At 64.9% G+C, this 15,987-nt stretch carries 13 protein-coding genes; 6 read left to right on the forward strand and 7 right to left on the reverse strand.

From position 1 onward, the window contains the following. Window positions 1–148: 148 nt before the first annotated feature. From hemL to NRG23_RS23245, 3 genes are read right to left on the reverse strand one after another with little or no spacing between them, the layout of a single operon-like run. On the reverse strand, window positions 149–1,432 hold the full coding sequence (hemL, locus tag NRG23_RS23235; RefSeq protein WP_009045779.1) for a glutamate-1-semialdehyde 2,1-aminomutase: 1,284 nt from the start codon (window positions 1,430–1,432) through the stop codon (window positions 149–151). 24 nt (window positions 1,433–1,456) lie between these two features. Then, the gene (gene thiE, locus NRG23_RS23240; RefSeq protein WP_028683497.1) at window positions 1,457–2,074 is read right to left on the reverse strand and encodes a thiamine phosphate synthase; all 618 of its coding nucleotides are present in this window, start codon (window positions 2,072–2,074) and stop codon (window positions 1,457–1,459) included. Window positions 2,075–2,091: 17 nt separating this feature from the next. Then, window positions 2,092–2,889 carry a hydroxymethylpyrimidine/phosphomethylpyrimidine kinase gene (locus NRG23_RS23245; protein ID WP_028683498.1) on the reverse strand — a complete coding sequence of 266 codons (798 nt, stop codon included), beginning with the start codon at window positions 2,887–2,889 and terminating at the stop codon, window positions 2,092–2,094. 292 nt (window positions 2,890–3,181) lie between these two features. Between NRG23_RS23245 and NRG23_RS23250 the strand changes: the two genes are divergently transcribed. The 4 genes from NRG23_RS23250 (at window position 3,182) to NRG23_RS23265 (ending at window position 9,641) form a co-directional block, all read left to right on the forward strand. Next, window positions 3,182–5,563, forward strand: a complete 2,382-nt coding sequence (locus tag NRG23_RS23250; protein ID WP_257372346.1) for a hybrid sensor histidine kinase/response regulator — start codon at window positions 3,182–3,184, stop codon at window positions 5,561–5,563. Between the two features lie 76 nt (window positions 5,564–5,639). Next, on the forward strand, window positions 5,640–7,289 hold the full coding sequence (locus NRG23_RS23255) for an acyl-CoA dehydrogenase family protein (RefSeq protein WP_124340791.1): 1,650 nt from the start codon (window positions 5,640–5,642) through the stop codon (window positions 7,287–7,289). Between the two features lie 167 nt (window positions 7,290–7,456). After that, entirely contained in the window at window positions 7,457–8,929 is a 1,473-nt protein-coding gene (gene amn / locus NRG23_RS23260; RefSeq protein WP_162098616.1) for an AMP nucleosidase, read from the forward strand. Window positions 8,930–8,999: 70 nt separating this feature from the next. Beyond that, window positions 9,000–9,641 (forward strand): pseudouridine synthase, encoded by a 642-nt coding sequence (locus NRG23_RS23265; protein ID WP_009051015.1) that lies wholly within the window; start codon window positions 9,000–9,002, stop codon window positions 9,639–9,641. Here NRG23_RS23265 and NRG23_RS23270 read toward each other — a convergent pair. Then, the gene (locus tag NRG23_RS23270) at window positions 9,636–9,845 is read right to left on the reverse strand and encodes a DUF2788 domain-containing protein (protein WP_007927060.1); all 210 of its coding nucleotides are present in this window, start codon (window positions 9,843–9,845) and stop codon (window positions 9,636–9,638) included. The two genes, NRG23_RS23265 and NRG23_RS23270, sit on opposite strands and share 6 nt — an antisense overlap. Window positions 9,846–10,067: 222 nt before the next feature. Further along, window positions 10,068–10,547, reverse strand: a complete 480-nt coding sequence (locus NRG23_RS23275; protein WP_009045772.1) for an Lrp/AsnC family transcriptional regulator — start codon at window positions 10,545–10,547, stop codon at window positions 10,068–10,070. A 444-nt stretch (window positions 10,548–10,991) separates the two neighbouring features. Between NRG23_RS23275 and NRG23_RS23280 the strand changes: the two genes are divergently transcribed. After that, complete coding sequence (locus NRG23_RS23280) at window positions 10,992–11,990, forward strand: DUF6515 family protein (protein ID WP_016703740.1); 999 nt, start codon at window positions 10,992–10,994, stop codon at window positions 11,988–11,990. On the opposite strand, the gene NRG23_RS23285 is transcribed toward NRG23_RS23280, so the two are convergent. Together NRG23_RS23285 and NRG23_RS23290 are read right to left on the reverse strand one after the other, a co-directional pair. After that, the gene (locus tag NRG23_RS23285) at window positions 11,984–12,880 is read right to left on the reverse strand and encodes a cation diffusion facilitator family transporter (RefSeq protein WP_257372352.1); all 897 of its coding nucleotides are present in this window, start codon (window positions 12,878–12,880) and stop codon (window positions 11,984–11,986) included. The genes NRG23_RS23280 and NRG23_RS23285 overlap by 7 nt on opposite strands. Window positions 12,881–12,911: 31 nt before the next feature. After that, on the reverse strand, window positions 12,912–13,331 hold the full coding sequence (locus NRG23_RS23290) for a polyribonucleotide nucleotidyltransferase (protein WP_257372354.1): 420 nt from the start codon (window positions 13,329–13,331) through the stop codon (window positions 12,912–12,914). 117 nt (window positions 13,332–13,448) lie between these two features. Here NRG23_RS23290 and hrpB point away from each other — a divergent pair, with 117 nt between their 5' ends. Continuing rightward, on the forward strand, window positions 13,449–15,980 hold the full coding sequence (gene hrpB, locus NRG23_RS23295; RefSeq protein WP_257372356.1) for an ATP-dependent helicase HrpB: 2,532 nt from the start codon (window positions 13,449–13,451) through the stop codon (window positions 15,978–15,980). Window positions 15,981–15,987 lie beyond the last annotated feature (7 nt).

The following is a 15,987-nucleotide window of genomic DNA, read 5'->3' on the forward strand; positions in this document are numbered from 1 at the left end:
AAGCAGGGCCAACCTTACAAAGTCTTTACTCGTTTTTCTGCTGCGCGGGCGCGATATCCGCCGCTTTCGGGGCTGTTTCGGGAGTTGGGGCGCGAATGCCGCGTAAAACCGACGCCAGGAAGTGCTGGAGCCGGTTTTACGGGGAGGGTTACTTCAGGGCGGCGAAAGCGCGTTCGGCCGCGTCCAGGGTCAGTTTCAGCTCGGCGTCGCCGTGGGCGATCGAGGTGAAGCCGGCTTCGAAGGCGCTCGGGGCCAGGTAGACACCGCCTTCGAGCATCAGGTGGAAGAAGCGTTTGAACAGGTTGGCATCACTGGCCATCACGTCGTCGAAGGTGACGATGTCGTCGGCGCCGCTGAAGTACAGGCCGAACATGCCACCCGCCTGGGTGGTCACGAACGGGATACCGGCGGCGTCAGCGCGTTGCTGCAGGCCGTCGAGCAGGCGGCTGGTGTAGTCGCTCAGCTCGGCATGGAAGCCCGGGCGGCTGATCAGGCGCAGGGTGGTCAGGCCGGCGGCCATGGCCAGCGGGTTGCCCGACAGGGTGCCGGCCTGGTAGACCGGGCCCAGCGGCGCGATGTGTTCCATGATCTTGCGCTTGCCGCCGAAGCAGCCCACCGGCATGCCGCCGCCGATGATCTTGCCAAAGGTGGACAGGTCCGGGGTAACGCCGTAGTGCGCCTGGGCGCCGCCGAGGGCGACGCGGAAGCCGGTCATCACTTCATCGAAGATCAGCACCACGCCGTGCTTGTCGCACAGGCTGCGCAGGCCTTCGAGGAAACCCGGCGCCGGTGGCACGCAGTTCATGTTGCCGGCCACGGGCTCGACGATGATGCAGGCCACTTCCTGGCCGACTTCGGCGAGCATCTTCTCGACCGCGTCGATGTCGTTGAACGGCAAGGTCAAGGTGTGTTTGGCGAAGGCCGCCGGTACGCCGGCCGAGCTAGGCACGCCCTGGGTCAGCGCGCCGGAGCCGGCCTTGACCAGCAGGCTGTCGGAGTGGCCGTGGTAGCAGCCTTCGAACTTGATGATGCTGTCGCGGCCGGTGAAACCACGGGCCAGGCGGATCGCGCTCATGGTCGCTTCGGTACCGGAGCTGACCATGCGCACCATTTCCATGGACGGCACGATGGAGCAGACCAGGTCGGCCATTTCGGTTTCCATGGCGGTCGGGGCGCCGTAGGACAGACCGTGTTCCAGCTGTTTGCGCACCGCGTCCAGCACGTCCGGATGGCTGTGGCCGAGGATCATCGGGCCCCAGGAACCGACGTAGTCCACATAGCGCTTGTCGTCTTCGTCGGTGACGTAGGCGCCTTCGGCGTGCTTGAAGAACAACGGCGTGCCACCCACGCTCTTGAACGCACGCACGGGCGAGTTCACGCCACCGGGGATGTGTTTCTGGGCATTGGCAAACAGGGTTTCGGAACGAGACATGATCGGGCTCTCGGAAATCAGCGGTTAGAAGAGGGCGTTGAAGGCGCGGGCACGGCGGGTCACTTCCTGGGCGCTATCGGCGCCGAACAGGCCATGGACCACGGCCAGCAGGTCGACACCATGGGCGACCAGCGGCGCGGCGTTCTCCAGGGTGACGCCGCCGATCGCGCAGATCGGCAGGTGCAGCCGGGGGCGGGCCTGGTCCAGCAGCTCCAGGTTGGCCGCCGGTGCGCCGGGCTTGGTGTTGGAATTGAAGAAGCGACCGAAAGCGACATAGCTGGCGCCTTCTTTGGCGGCTTGCTCGGCCAGTTCCAGTTGGGCGTGGCAGGTCGAGCCGATGATCGCCTGGCGGCCGAGCAGGGCGCGGGCCGGAGTCAGCGGGCCGTCGGTCTGGCCCAGGTGCACGCCGACGCCGATGCGCGCAGCCAGTTCGGCATCGTCGTTGATGATCAGTTGGGTCTTGTAGCGCTCGCACAAGCTGTGCAGGGCTTCGGCTTCGCGCAGGCGGCGGGCTTCGTCGCTGCTCTTGTCGCGGTATTGCAGGAGGGTCACGCCACCGTCGAGCGCCGCCTCCACGTACTGCAGGAATTTGCCGGCCAACAATTGGCTGTCGGTAATGGCATACAGACCACGTAGTTTCATCGAGCGGGCCTCATGGCTTACGAGCAGAAGTCCAGCGGCAGACGGCGCGGTACGAACTGGCCTTGGCCCAGTTGCTCGGCGTCGCGCAGGGTGCGCCAGGTGTAATCGAGGGCCGACTTCACGGCGCTGGCCAGGCTTTCGCCCTGGGCCAAGCGTCCGGCCAGGGCGCTGGCCAGGGTGCAACCGGAACCGTGATAGCTGCCCGGCAGCCGCTGGCAGGTGTAGGTGTGACGACTGCCATCGCGGCTGTACAGGCGATTATGCACTTCATGCTCGTCGCCATGACCGCCGGTGATCAGCAGGTGCTTGACGAACGGCAGGAGCTTTTCCGCGCACTGATCCGCGCTGCCTTCGGGCAACTCGGCGAGGATTCGCGCTTCCGGAAGATTCGGGGTGGCGATGGTCGCCAGTGGCAGCAGGCGTTCACGCATGGCGTAGCCGACCTCGTCCTTGCCCAGGCGTCCACCGCCGCCTGCGCGCAACACCGGGTCGCAGACCATCGGCAGATGCGGGTGCGCCTGCAACAGCTCGACCACGGTGTCGACCATTTCCAGCGAACCGAGCATGCCCAACTTGACCGCGGCGACCGTGGAGTCGTTGAGCACCGCGTTGGCCTGGGCCAGCACCCACTCGCGATCCAGCACACGGAAGTCGCTGACGTTGACCGTATCCTGCACGGTCAGCGCGGTCACAGCGGGAGCTGCATGGCAACCCTGGGCGAGCAGGGCTTCGATATCTGCCTGCAGGCCGGCGCCACCACTGGGGTCGTGGCCGGAGAGACAGAGGACAACGGGGCGAGAGCTGTAGATATTCATGGTGCGCGAGCTTACCACCAAACGTCTTTTTTGCACGGCTCCTCGCGTGTCGGCCGGGGCTGGATTTTCCACCTTGCCGACAAGTTGACCGAGGCAACAGCTCTAGATCAACGGATAGCGCTGAAACGCCCGTTCTAGAGCCTTTAAACTAAAACTTTTCATGGTGTTCTTTGGCCACCAACGGCTATGCTAGAGTGGATCCAAACCAATAACAGGTCATGCCGGTTTCACGTCTACTCAAAGGGAAATGGGGGGCTTCCTGACACCACCGGACAGGCCACGCTGGGGCTTTATGCGCTATTTGCTGATGTTGCTGTTGAGCTTGCCGATGCTGGCTGGCGCGGTCGAGTTCGACGAGTTCACCCAGAGCCTGCCCTTGGGTCGGGTGATGCAAGTGTTTGAAGACGCGAGTGGTCAGGCAACGATCGCGGATGTCAGTTCACCGGCCATGGCCGGCAGTTTCAAAGCCCATGACAAGCCCACCCTCAACGCCGGTTACTCCCGCTCGGCATTCTGGCTGAAAATCGACCTCGGCTACCGTCCCGCGAACCCATCCATACGACACACCTGGCTGCTGGAACTGGCCTATCCGCCGCTCGATCATCTGGAGCTGTATCTGCCCGATGAGGCCGGTGGCTACCGCCTGGCCCAGCGTACCGGCGATGCCTTGCCGTTCGACAGCCGGCAGATCCGCCAGAACAATTACCTGTTCGACCTGAGTTTTGCGCCCTACGAGCAAAAGACCCTGTTCCTGCGCCTGCAGAGCCAGGGCTCGGTCCAGGCGCCGGTGACGCTCTGGTCCAGCACGGCGTACCTGGAAGCGCAGCCGGTGCGCCTGTATGTGCTCGGCCTGATCTACGGCGTGCTGCTGGGGATGCTGGTCTACAACCTGTTCATTTACCTGAGCGTGCGCGACACCAGTTACCTCTATTACATCCTCTACATCGCCTCGTTCGGGCTGTACCAGGTGTCGGTGAACGGCGCCGCGGTGGAGTACTTCTGGCCGGACAACCCGTGGTGGGCCAACGCGGCGACGCCATTCTTCATTGGCGCGGCGGCCCTGTTCGGCAGCCTGTTCGCCCGCAGCTTCCTGCAGACCGCCCGCCACAGCCGATGGGTCGATCGCCTGCTGCTGGTGCTGATCCTGTGCAGTGCCGTGGTGGTGGCCCTGTCGCTGATGACCAGCTACGCCCTGGCGTTGCGCCTGGCCACGGCCCTGGCGCTGATCTTTACCGTGGTGATCTTCGTCTCCGGCATCGTTGCCTGGTGCCGCGGCATGCGTGTGGCGCGTTACTTCATCATCGCCTGGTCGGCGTTCCTGGTGGGAGGGATCATCAATACCCTGATGGTGCTGGGCTATCTGCCGAATATGTTCCTGACCATGTATTCCAGCCAGATCGGTTCGGCCATCGAAGTGGCGCTGTTGTCACTGGCCCTGGCCGACCGCATCAATTCGATGCGCGAACAGCAGGCCCAGACCCTGTTCGATGCCGGGCAGAAGCTCGAAGTGCTCAACCAGCAGCTGGCCCACAGCAACCGGCTCAAGGATGAATTCCTCGCCACCCTGACCCACGAACTGCGCACGCCGATGAATGGCGTGATCGGTTCCCTGGAGCTGATGCAGACCGTCGATCTCGACCCGGAGCTGGAGCAGTACCAGCAGACCGCCGCCGGTTCGGCCCGGGACATGATGCGCATGGTCAACGGCATCCTGACCCTGACCGAGCTGCAGGCCGGCAAGCTCAGCGCCCAGCGTGAGACCTTCAGCCTGCGTTCGCTGCTCGATGCCTTGCGGGGCCAGTTTTGCGCCAATGCCTCGGCCAAGGGATTGGGCTTCGATGTCGACCTGGCCGCCGGGCTGCCTGACCGGCTTTTAGGCGATCGCGGCAAGTTGAGCCAGTGCCTGGAGTGCCTGTTGGACAATGCCATCAAGTTCACCCGGGTGGGCGGCCTGGTCCTGCGAGTGACCGGCAAGCCGACGGCGCCGGGACGGCTGGCGATGACCTTCGCGGTGATCGACACCGGCATCGGTTTCGTCAATCTCGATGAGGCTTCGCTGTATCAGCGTTTCTTCCAGCTCGATGGTTCGATGACCCGCGAATATGGCGGGCTGGGCGTGGGGCTGGCGATCTGTCGGCAACTGGTGGATCTGTTGGGTGGCCATCTGACCCATGAATCGGAGCCGGGGCGCGGCAGCTGTTTCCGCCTGGAGGTGACCTTTGATCTGGACGGCGAACAGCCGATGGCGTCCCAGCCGGCCTTGCGGGTCCGCTCCGTCCGGCGCCTGCCGCAGGATTGCAGCGTGCTGCTGGTGGACGACAACAGCATCAATCAGCTGGTGATCCGCGGCATGCTGCTCAAGCTGGGGTATCAGGTGCGCACGGCGGAGAATGCTCGCGGGGCGTTGGCGTTGCTGCGCCGAGAGTCGGTGGATGCGGTGCTGCTCGATTGCCAGATCGAGCAGGCCGAGGCGCTCAAACTGTGCGGCCAGGTGCATGGCATGCCGGGTTGCGCCGGGTTGCCGGTGCTGCTGGTGTCGGCCTCGGCACATGGCCTGGAGGCTGAGCGCTGCCTGCTCGATTACCTCTCCTGGCCGGTGAAATTCGAAGAGTTGCAAAGCGTTCTGGCGCGTCGTGTGCTGGCTCCGGAACAGGGCGAAAGCGCCGGTATTTAGGCGGGTATGCCACTTTGTTCGTCGGGGAGGGGGTGCTTAACTGAGGTTCTGGCACACCCCTCAAGGAGCCCCCGAGATGAACCTGCACCAGTTCGCCGAGACCCACGAAGTCACCAACCAGCCACCTTCCCTGGACGGTACCAACCTCTATCGAATCGATCTGCCGTTGCAGGAGTGGGCACGGCGTTTTGGCGCCGGCTGGGCCGAATCGCGGATTGACGCCTATGGTGCCCTGGCCGGTGGGCCGCTGATGGAAGCGGGGTTCCTGGCCAACCAGAACAAACCGGTGTTCACCAGCCATGACCGGTATGGGCATCGCCTCGACCTGGTGGAGTTTCATCCGGCGTATCACGAGCTGATGCGTACCGCTATCGAGCATGGCCTGACGTCCTTGCCCTGGGCTCATCCGCAGTCTGGGGCGCATGTCGCCCGCGCCGCCATGTCCTATCTGCACAGCCAGGCCGAAGCCGGCAGCGGTTGTCCGCTGACCATGACCTTCGCCTGTGTGCCGGCGCTGAAGCTGCAGCCGGACCTCGCCGAGCAATGGCTGCCGAAAGTGCTCGCCACCGAATATGACCCGCGCAATGTCGGCATGGCCCACAAGGCCGGCGTCACCATCGGCATGGCGATGACCGAGAAACAGGGCGGTACCGATGTGCGCGCCAACACCACCAAGGCATATCCGGTGGGCGCTACGGGGCCGGGGCAGGCCTATGAACTGGTGGGCCACAAGTGGTTCTGCTCGGCGCCGATGTGCGACGCCTTCCTGACCCTGGCCCAGACCGAAAAAGGCCTGACCTGCTTCCTGTTGCCTCGCCACCGTCCGGACGACAGCCGCAACCAGTTCTATATCCAGCGCCTGAAAAACAAGCTCGGCAACTGCTCCAATGCCTCCAGCGAAGTGGAGTTCCGCGGGGCTCTGGCGTGGATGGTCGGGGAAGAGGGGCGCGGTGTGCCGACCATCATCGAGATGGTGGCCATGACTCGCTTCGATTGCATGGTCGGTTCCAGCTCGCTGATGCGCCAGGCCCTGACCCAGGCCAGCCATCACTGCGCCCATCGGCTGGTGGGCGGGCGGGTGCTCAGCGAGCAGCCCTTGATGCAGAACGTGCTGGCCGACCTGGCGCTGGAAAGCGAGGCGGCGTTGGCCTTGAGCCTGCGTATGGGTCGCGCGCTGGACAATCTGGATGACCCGCAAGAAGCAATGTTCTCGCGACTGGTGACCGCGGTGGGCAAATACTGGATCTGCAAGCGGGCCCCGGCGATGATCAACGAGGCCGCCGAGTGCATGGGCGGCGCCGGTTATGTCGAGGAGAGCATCCTGCCGCGGCTGTACCGCGAAGCGCCGGTCAACTCGACCTGGGAAGGCTCCGGCAACGTGCAGTGCCTGGACGTGCTGCGCGCCTTGTCCAAGGAGCCGGGTGTGCTCGATGCCTTGTTCGCCGAGCTGGGCGACGGCCATGGCGACAGGCGCCTGGCCGCGCATATCGCCAACCTGAAAGGCGCCTTCCAGGACACCGACGACATTCAGTACCGCGCCCGCCAACTGACCGAGGACATCGCCCTGGGCCTGCAGGCCAAGCTGTTGCTGGAAGCCGGCAACGCGGTGGTCAGCGATGCCTTTATTGCCAGTCGCCTGGGTTCGGGAGGAAGGGTCTACGGCACCTTGCCGCGGGGGCTGGATGTCGAGGCGATAGTCGCGCGCTCGACCCCGGCAGGCTTCTGACGCCGCCAGGTGTAGGAGCGAGCTTGCTCGCGATAAATATTCCGGGCCACCGATTCCTTGGGGCTTGAAAGGTCTTTCGCGAGCAGGCTCGTTCCTGGCAGATATTCCACTGTTCCCGTGAGACGGCGTTGCAGGCAAGATGAAGGCCTGCAAGATCAGAACACAGGATGCTTACCGTGACCGAAGCTTTTATTGTCGTTCAAACCGCCGAGCAAGCCGTGGACCGGCTTGCCGCTTTGCATGAGCGGGCCACCACGTCGCTGAGCCAAGCGCTCAAGCGTTACCTCAAGGACCGCGTCGAACCCGACGCCGAACAGCGCGCCCTGTTTCGTTACCCGCAATTGCGCCTGACCTATCACTGCCAGGGCGAAGTCCCGCAGACCACCCGGGCCTACGCCAAGGTCCAGTTGCCGGGCACCTACAGCGTCACGGTCACCCATCCCGCCGCCTTCCGTAAGTACCTGCTGGAGCAGTTGGTGCCACTGATGCACGACTTCACCGTGACCGTGGAAGTGGGCGTCAGCGAGCAGAACATCCCGTATCCGTACGTGGTCGAGCAGGGCGATGAACTGGCTGGTTCCGGTGTCACCGCCGCGGTGCTGGCGCGGGTGTTCCCCAGCACCGACCTGTCCGCCGCCACCGATGGCATCGCCGACGGGCTGTACGATTGGGAAAACACCAACCCGCTGCCCCTGGCGCTGTTCGATGCCGCGCGGGTGGATTTCTCCCTGCGCCGCCTGGTGCACTACACCGGCAGCGACTGGCGCCATGTGCAGCCATGGATCCTGCTGACCAACTACCACCGTTATGTCGACCAGTTCATCACCCACGGTCTTGAACAGCTGCGCAGCGATCCGCGGTTCGTGCGCATGGTCCTGCCGGGCAATGTGATCATCGAGAAGGGCATGGACCACGGCGAAGCCTCGTCGATCGCCGCCGGGGTGGTCTGGCACCGCTACCAGATGCCGGCTTATCACCTGCTGGCCAGCGACGGCCACGGCGTGACCCTGGTGAACATCGGCGTCGGCCCGTCCAATGCCAAGAACATCACCGACCACCTGGCGGTATTGCGTCCGCATTGCTGGTTGATGATCGGCCACTGCGGCGGCCTGCGGCAGTCGCAGACCATCGGCGACTACGTGCTGGCCCACGCCTACATGCGTCGCGACGGCATTCTCGATCGCGTGGTGCCGCCGAACATTCCGATTCCGGCCCTGGCCGAAGTGCAACTGGCGTTGCAGCAGGCCGCCGCCAACGTCACCGGCGAGAAGGGCGACGACCTGAAAAAACGCCTGCGCACCGGTACCGTGCTGACCTACGACGACCGCAACTGGGAGTTGCGCTGGGCCCAGGAGCGTCCGCTGATCAACCTGTCCCGCGCCGTGGCGGTGGACATGGAAAGCGGCACCATCGCCGCCCAGGGTTATCGCCTGCGGGTGCCGTACGGCACGTTGCTCTGCGTCTCGGACAAGCCGCTGCACAGCGAAATCAAGCTGCCGGGTTCGGCCAACGCCTTTTATGAGCGCGCGGTCAGCCAGCACCTGAAGATCGGTATCGCCGCGGTGGACCTGCTGCGTACCGAGCTCAATTCGCTGCACTCGCGCAAGCTGCGCAGCTTCGACGAGCCGCCGTTCCGCTGATCGCGGGATGGTCATTTAACGGTCGGGCCACTAGCATGGTCGGCCCTGACCGTTAGATGTTCTGTCCGCCATGTCTCGTCCTCCGCGTCCCGCTTCCCGCCGCCCTGGCGTGAAGAGTCCTTCGTCTTCCTCCGCGCCGCGCCGTGTTGCCAAAGCGCCACCGGCCGAGCCGAAGCTGATCCTGTTCAACAAACCCTTCGATGTGCTGACCCAGTTCAGCGACGGCGAAGGGCGGGCGACCCTCAAGGACTTCATCGCGATACCCGGCATCTACCCGGCTGGCCGCCTCGACCGCGACAGCGAAGGCTTACTGCTGCTGACCAACGACGGCCAGCTGCAGGCGCGCATCGCCGATCCCAAGCACAAGCTGGCCAAGACCTATTGGGTGCAGGTGGAAGGCGAGCCCACGGCTGAGCAATTGCAGCGTCTGCGAGATGGCGTGGAATTGAATGACGGCATGACCCTGCCGGCCGAAGCCCGGCAGCTGGAGGAGCCGCAGCTGTGGCCGCGCAACCCGCCGGTGCGCTTTCGCAAGAGCGTGCCCACCAGCTGGCTGGAGTTGATCATTCGTGAAGGGCGCAATCGCCAGGTGCGGCGCATGACGGCTGCCGTGGGTTTGCCGACATTGCGCCTGGTGCGGGTCAGGATCGGCGACTGGACGATCGAGGGGCTCGATCAGGGCCAGTGGAAGGAGGTTCCGGCGCGTTTATAAGGCGCCGGATTCGATCAGGCCGATCACCACGCTCTTGATGATGAACGCGGCCACGCCCAGGCCCAGGACGAAGAACAGGATGAACGAGCCGAAGCGTCCGGCCTTGGACTTCTTCGCCAGATCCCAGACGATGAAGGCCATGAAAATGATCAGGATGGTTACCAGGCCGGTCATCATCCACTCTTCGAATACTGCAGGATCCATCGAATATCTCCAGCACAGGCAAGGCTAAAAGGCGCGGGCGAGTATACGCCAAGGGGCCGCGGCCGGGCATTGATCCGGGTGCGCTTCGTCGTCACATCATCGGGATCTTCTGTAGGAGCGAAGCTTGCTCGCGATAAATGTTCCTGACTACACATCGGCTGCGGCCGAACGCCCCTATCGCGAGCAAGAACTGGGCGTCCCCCTTGCTCCTACAGATACAGATCAGTTGCGCAGGTGGGTCAGCGGCAATTCGGTGCTGTTGAGCACCTGGTTGAGCACGAAGCTGGAGCGCACGCTGGTCACGCCTTCGATGCGGGTCAGATGGCCCAGCAGCAGTTTCTGGTAGTGGTCCATGTCCGGCACCACCACCTTGAGCTGGTAGTCAGCGTCCATCCCGGTCACCAGGCTGCATTCGAGGACCTGCGGCAGGCTGCGGATCGCCGCCTCGAAGTTCTCGAAACGCTCGGGGGTGTGGCGGTCCATGCCGATCAGCACGTAGGCGGTCAGGCTCAGGCCGAGCATCTTGCGGTCCAGCAGGGCGACCTGGCGGGAAATGTAGCCGTCGTCTTCCAGTTGCTTGACCCGACGCGAACACGGCGAAGGCGACAGGCCGATACGTTCGGCCAGTTCCTGATTGGAGATGCGGGCGTCGCGCTGCAATTCCGCCAAAATGCTGAGGTCGTATCGGTCGAGTTTGCTCATGGATCAGGCCTTTTTCATAACTATTGCGCGATATTATCTATCTTGAGTTAAAAATTGCGCAAGTCATGTTTGTCAGAGCAATCTTCGCAATCCTCTGCCGGCGCCCCAGGCCTATTCTTATCACCAGAATCACTGCCCGGACATAGAGTCCACTGCGGCCCGCCGAATCAGGCCTGCCGCGGCCGCCAATCCCACAGGGTTGAGCCGGCCCCCGGGCTACACACTGTCCAGAAGACGGCGTGAGGTGAGCCGGCGTCATAAGCGTCGAGCACGGACGAAATTCTCAAAGGGGGGCCGACGGGTCCCTCTTTTTTATTGCCTGCGCGCCAGGAAATATCCCGTGGCACCCTCAATAAATAAGTGTTGCGACTGATAACCTGTGGCAGAACCGGCCTGGGCTTTTCCAGTCTTATCTACAGGCCCCTATCCGTAGTGAGGAATAGCATGAAATCGCGCATCTGGCGTTTGGCAGGTGTTGGTTTGCTCTGTGTGGGCGTCAGTGCGCAGGGGCTCGCCGATGACCGCAATGACGGCCGTGGCTGGTCCAATGGCGGCCAGCGCAGTGACGACGGCTATCCGGGCAACGGCCAGGGGCGAGGCGAAAGCCATCAGTCGCGCCAGCAGACTGAAATCATTCGCGGCGACAACAGCCAGCAGTTCGAGCGCAACGTCGAGAACGGGCGCTGGCAGAACCACGGGCCGAATGATCAAGGGCGGGGACGACTGGCACAGCCATCCGCCAACCTGCCGATCCAGGGCCGCCCCGATACCGTCCGCCAGACCCAGGAACCGCGCCAGGGTTATTACCAGGACATCCCGCGCCGTAACGACTACAACCCGCATTGGCAGGCCGGCGGACCGGGCTCGCGTCCTTACGACTATCGCTGGCCGGGCCGTCCGGAGGGGCGTGGCAATGGCTGGGGGCCAGGTCCGCAATATCGGCCGGGTTATGTGATCGATCGCTTCCCGGACCGGCATTACCGCGTTCCTTATCGCGGTCGGGACTATTACTTCTCCGGTGGCTATTGGTACCGCCCGCAAGGCCCACGGTATGTGGTGGTGCGCCCACCCTACGGGATCCGTGTGGCCTACCTGCCGGACTACGCGCGGGAAGTGTGGATCGGCAGCGCGCTGTTCTTCCTGGCCGCGGGTGCCTACTACAGCTACGAGGCCAGTACCCAGCAGTACGTGGTGGTCGAGCCGCCTGCGGCCAGCCCGCCACCGCAGGCCGGCAATGATTACAACGTGCTGGCCTACCCGGTCAGGGGGCAGAGCCCGCAGCAGATCAATCAGGATCGCTACGACTGTTATCGCTGGGCGGTGCAGCAGAGTGGCTTCGATCCGGCGGCGATGACCTATCCTCCGGCGCCGGAAGTGGTCCAGACCTACCGCCAGGCCCAGGGTGGTTGCCTGAGCTCGCGCGGCTATCAGGTGACTTACTGAGCCCGGGAGGCCTGCACCACTTCCTGCGGGTCGGCGTGCACCAGCACTTCGGCCCGCGGATAGGCCGCATGGATCGCCTCGGCGGCCTGATCGCTGATGCCGTGGGCCACCGACAGGGTCAGCTCCCCGGGTAATTCCAGGTGCAGTTGCACGAACCAGTGGTTGCCGGAAATCCGCGTGCGCAGATCATGGGCGCCGAGCACCCCGGGCACCGCGCATACCAGTTCCAGCATGTGCTGGCTGACCTCGGGCGGCAGCTCCTCGTCCATCAGCACCGCCACGCTTTCGCGGGCGATCTGGATCGCGCTCCACAGGATGTAGACGGCAATCGCCAGGCCGAACCAGGCGTCCAGTTGCTGCCAGCCGAAACTGGCCAGCACCAGCGCCAGCAGGATGCTGCCGTTGAGCAGCAGGTCGGAGCGATAGTGCAGCGAATCGGCACGCACCGCCGTGGAGCCGGTTTCGCGGATCACCCGGTGTTGCACCATCAGCAGCGCCACGGTCAGCGCCAGGGACAGCAGCATCACGCCGATACCGACCCACGGCGCGCCCAGCGGTTCCGGGTTCTGCAGGCGCTCGACGGCCTGTACCCCGATCAGCACCGCGCTCACCGCGATGAACAGCGCCTGGGCCATGCCCGACAAGGACTCGGCCTTGCCATGGCCGTAGCGGTGATCGGCGTCGGCCGGGCGCAGGGCGTAATGCACGGCCAGCAGGTTGAGGAACGACGCGGCGCCATCGAGCAGCGAGTCGGTGAGGCCCGCCAGCAGGCTGACCGAGCCGCTCAGCCACCAGGCGATGGCCTTGGCCACGATCAGGATACTGGCCACCGCCAGCGAGGCGCGGGTCGCCAGGCGCAACAGGCGCGCGTGTTCCGGGCTACTGCTCATACAAGGCTTGTTCCTTCAAGAAACGCGAGGGTCAGGCTGCCGGTTGCAGACCGTACAGGGCCAGCTGCTGCGCGCTGCCCTTGTACTGGATCAGGCGTGGATCGTCCAGCGGGAAGCTGCGGCCCAGCTCGCTTTCGAGGATAGCCTGCAACTTGTGGTTATCGACCTGGCCGTCGGCGCCTATGGCTTGCTGCAGCTTGTGCGGGTCGATCTGCGCGGTCTTGCCCGGTTCCAGGTAGATGGCGCCGGTGGCGAAGTCGACGCCAAAGGCGATCAGCCCCGGGATCACATAAAACAGCAGGCCCACGGCGTCGAGCACGGCTACCAGCGGGTCGATCTTGCCGTCGATCTGGCCGCGCCGGTCGGGGAAGAAGATCGAGCCGCAGGCGGTGAGCTGAGTCAGCAGGGTGGCAACCAGGACGCCACCGATGATGCGGAAAGGAATACGCATGTAAATCTCCTGAACAGACACGAAAGAGCAAGGCTGAAGCGTTGCCGGTATGAATTCAGACCGTGATTAACGCCAGGCAGTTCGCCGTTATACTCGCGCCTCTGTTTGGGAGCCAGTATGAATTCTTTGCCAATTGATGAAGTTTTACCCGCCCTGCGTGAAGCCCTGGCGACACGCCACGAGGCCGTGCTCGAAGCACCGCCCGGCGCCGGTAAGACCACCCGCGTGCCTTTGGCCCTGTTGAACGAACCCTGGCTGGCCGGACAACGCATTCTCATGCTCGAACCACGGCGCCTGGCGGCGCGGGCGGCGGCCGAACGGCTGGCCAGCGAACTGGGGGAAAAGGTCGGCGAAACCGTGGGCTACCGCATTCGCCTCGACAGCAAGGTCGGCCCGAACACCCGCATCGAGGTGGTCACCGAGGGGATCCTGACCCGCCGCCTGCAGGACGATCCGGCGCTGGAAGGCGTCGGCCTGCTGATCTTCGACGAATTCCACGAGCGCAGCCTCGACGCCGACCTGGCCCTGGCCTTGAGCCTCAATGGCCGTGATCTGTTCCGTGACGAGCAGCCGCTGAAAATCCTCCTGATGTCGGCGACCCTGGAAGGCGAGCGCCTGGCCGGGCTGCTGGACGACGCGCCGATCCTGCGCAGCGAAGGCCGCATGTTCCCGGTCGATGTGCGCTGGGGGCGGCCTTTCCAGCCGGGCGAGTTCATCGAGCCGCGGCTGGTGCAGACCATCCTTGAAGCGTTGAGCGATGAAAGCGGCAGCGTCCTGGTGTTCCTGCCGGGGCAGGCCGAGATCCGCCGGGTGCATCAGCAGTTGGCCGATGTCGTGGGCGAGCGCCCGGAGATCCTGCTCTGTCCGCTGCACGGCGAGCTGGACCTGGCGGCGCAGCGCGCGGCCATCGAACCGGCTCCGCCCGGCAAGCGCAAAGTGGTGCTGGCGACCAATATCGCCGAGACCAGCCTGACCATCGACGGCGTGCGCGTGGTGGTCGATGCCGGGCTGGCGCGGGTGCCGCGTTTCGACCCGGGCAGTGGCATGACCCGTCTTGACACCCAGCGTATTTCCCGGGCCAGCGCCACCCAGCGCGCCGGTCGGGCCGGGCGCCTGGAACCGGGCGTGTGTTATCGCCTGTGGTCCCAGGACCAGCACGAACAGCTGGCGGCCTATGGCAGCGCGGAGATTCTCCAGGCGGACCTGGCGGGCCTGGCCCTGCAATTGGCGCGCTGGGGGGTGACGCCAGCGCAACTGGTGTGGCTGGATGTGCCGCCTGGCGCGGCCTATGCCCAGGCCCAGGATCTGCTCGAACGCCTCGGCGCCCTGACCGCCAAAGCCGGCGAAGACTGGAAGCTGACAGCCCATGGCCAGGCGATGGCCGAGTTGCCGGCCCATCCGCGCATTGCCCATCTGCTGTTGCGCGGCCAGGCCCTGGGGCTGGCGAACATGGCCTGCGACGTCGCCGCCTTGCTCGGCGAGCGCGACATCCTGCGCGGCGGCGGTGCCGACCTGCATAGCCGTCTGGTGCTGCTGTCCGGCGAAGAGCGCGCGGCCCGCGGCGCCCAGGGCGGCGTACAGCGGGCTCGGCAACTGGCCCGGCAGTACCGCGGTTATCTGCGTGGGCAGCCGAGCCAGGCGGTGGCGGACCCGGACCATCCGCGCTGGCTGGGCGCCTTGCTGGCGCTGGCCTATCCGGATCGGGTCGCCCAGCAACGCCGTCCTGGCGGTGCCGAGTACCGGCTGGCCAACGGCCGCGCGGCATTGTTCAGCGAAACCGACAGCCTGATGAAGCAACCCTGGCTGGTGATCGCCGACCTGGGCAGTCGCCAGGGGCAGCGGGAAGAGCGCATCTACCTGGCGGCGGATTTCGATCCGGCGCTGTTCGACTCGGTCCTGGCCGAGCAGGTGCGCAGCGTCGACCAGCTTGATTGGGACGAGCGCGAAGGCGTGTTGCGTGCCGAGCGCCAGCGCAAGGTCGGCGAACTGGTGCTCAGCCGTGAGCCGCTGACCGGGCTGGACGAGGCGGCGCGGTGCCAGGCCCTGGTCAATCTGGTGCGGCGCAAGGGCCTGGAGCTGTTGCCCTGGACCCCGGAACTGCGCCAGTGGCAGGCGCGGGTGGCCTTGTTGCGCCAGCTCGATCTAGAGGCCACGGGCGAAAGCCAGTGGCCGGATGTCAGCGACGCGGCCTTGCTCAAGAGCCTGGAGAGCTGGCTGTTGCCGTACCTGGGCAAGGTTTCGCGCCTCAGCCACTTCGCCAACCTGGAGCTGGCCAGCATTGTCCACAACCTGCTGCCATGGCCATTGCCGCAGCGCCTGGACGAGCTGGCGCCGCACCACCTGACGGTGCCGTCCGGCTCGTCGATCCGCCTCGACTACAGCGAGCAGCCACCGATTCTCGCCGTGCGCCTGCAGGAGTTGTTCGGCCTGGCGGAAACACCACGGATCGCCGGTGGCCGGCAGGTGGTCAAGCTGCACCTGCTGTCCCCGGCGCGGCGGCCGGTGCAGGTCACCCAGGACCTGGCGAACTTCTGGCGCAGCACCTACGCCGAGGTGAAGAAGGACCTCAAGGGCCGCTACCCGAAACACTACTGGCCGGATGACCCGCTGGTGGCCGAGGCCACGGCCCGCGCCAAACCGCGTAAGTAACCTACCG

Source organism: Pseudomonas sp. T8 (assembly GCF_024610635.1).
Taxonomy (GTDB): Bacteria; Pseudomonadota; Gammaproteobacteria; order Pseudomonadales; family Pseudomonadaceae; genus Aquipseudomonas; species Aquipseudomonas chlororaphis_I.

What these genes read in the sequence shown, in the direction of transcription:
- hemL (WP_009045779.1), bottom strand. Translation starts at nt 1,432, where the DNA reads ATGTCTCGTTCCGAAACCCTGTTTGCCAATGCCCAGAAACACATCCCC.
- thiE (WP_028683497.1), bottom strand. Translation starts at nt 2,074, where the DNA reads ATGAAACTACGTGGTCTGTATGCCATTACCGACAGCCAATTGTTGGCC.
- NRG23_RS23245 (WP_028683498.1), bottom strand. Translation starts at nt 2,889, where the DNA reads ATGAATATCTACAGCTCTCGCCCCGTTGTCCTCTGTCTCTCCGGCCAC.
- NRG23_RS23250 (WP_257372346.1), top strand. Translation starts at nt 3,182, where the DNA reads ATGCGCTATTTGCTGATGTTGCTGTTGAGCTTGCCGATGCTGGCTGGC.
- NRG23_RS23255 (WP_124340791.1), top strand. Translation starts at nt 5,640, where the DNA reads ATGAACCTGCACCAGTTCGCCGAGACCCACGAAGTCACCAACCAGCCA.
- amn (WP_162098616.1), top strand. Translation starts at nt 7,457, where the DNA reads ATGCTTACCGTGACCGAAGCTTTTATTGTCGTTCAAACCGCCGAGCAA.
- NRG23_RS23265 (WP_009051015.1), top strand. Translation starts at nt 9,000, where the DNA reads ATGTCTCGTCCTCCGCGTCCCGCTTCCCGCCGCCCTGGCGTGAAGAGT.
- NRG23_RS23270 (WP_007927060.1), bottom strand. Translation starts at nt 9,845, where the DNA reads ATGGATCCTGCAGTATTCGAAGAGTGGATGATGACCGGCCTGGTAACC.
- NRG23_RS23275 (WP_009045772.1), bottom strand. Translation starts at nt 10,547, where the DNA reads ATGAGCAAACTCGACCGATACGACCTCAGCATTTTGGCGGAATTGCAG.
- NRG23_RS23280 (WP_016703740.1), top strand. Translation starts at nt 10,992, where the DNA reads ATGAAATCGCGCATCTGGCGTTTGGCAGGTGTTGGTTTGCTCTGTGTG.
- NRG23_RS23285 (WP_257372352.1), bottom strand. Translation starts at nt 12,880, where the DNA reads ATGAGCAGTAGCCCGGAACACGCGCGCCTGTTGCGCCTGGCGACCCGC.
- NRG23_RS23290 (WP_257372354.1), bottom strand. Translation starts at nt 13,331, where the DNA reads ATGCGTATTCCTTTCCGCATCATCGGTGGCGTCCTGGTTGCCACCCTG.
- hrpB (WP_257372356.1), top strand. Translation starts at nt 13,449, where the DNA reads ATGAATTCTTTGCCAATTGATGAAGTTTTACCCGCCCTGCGTGAAGCC.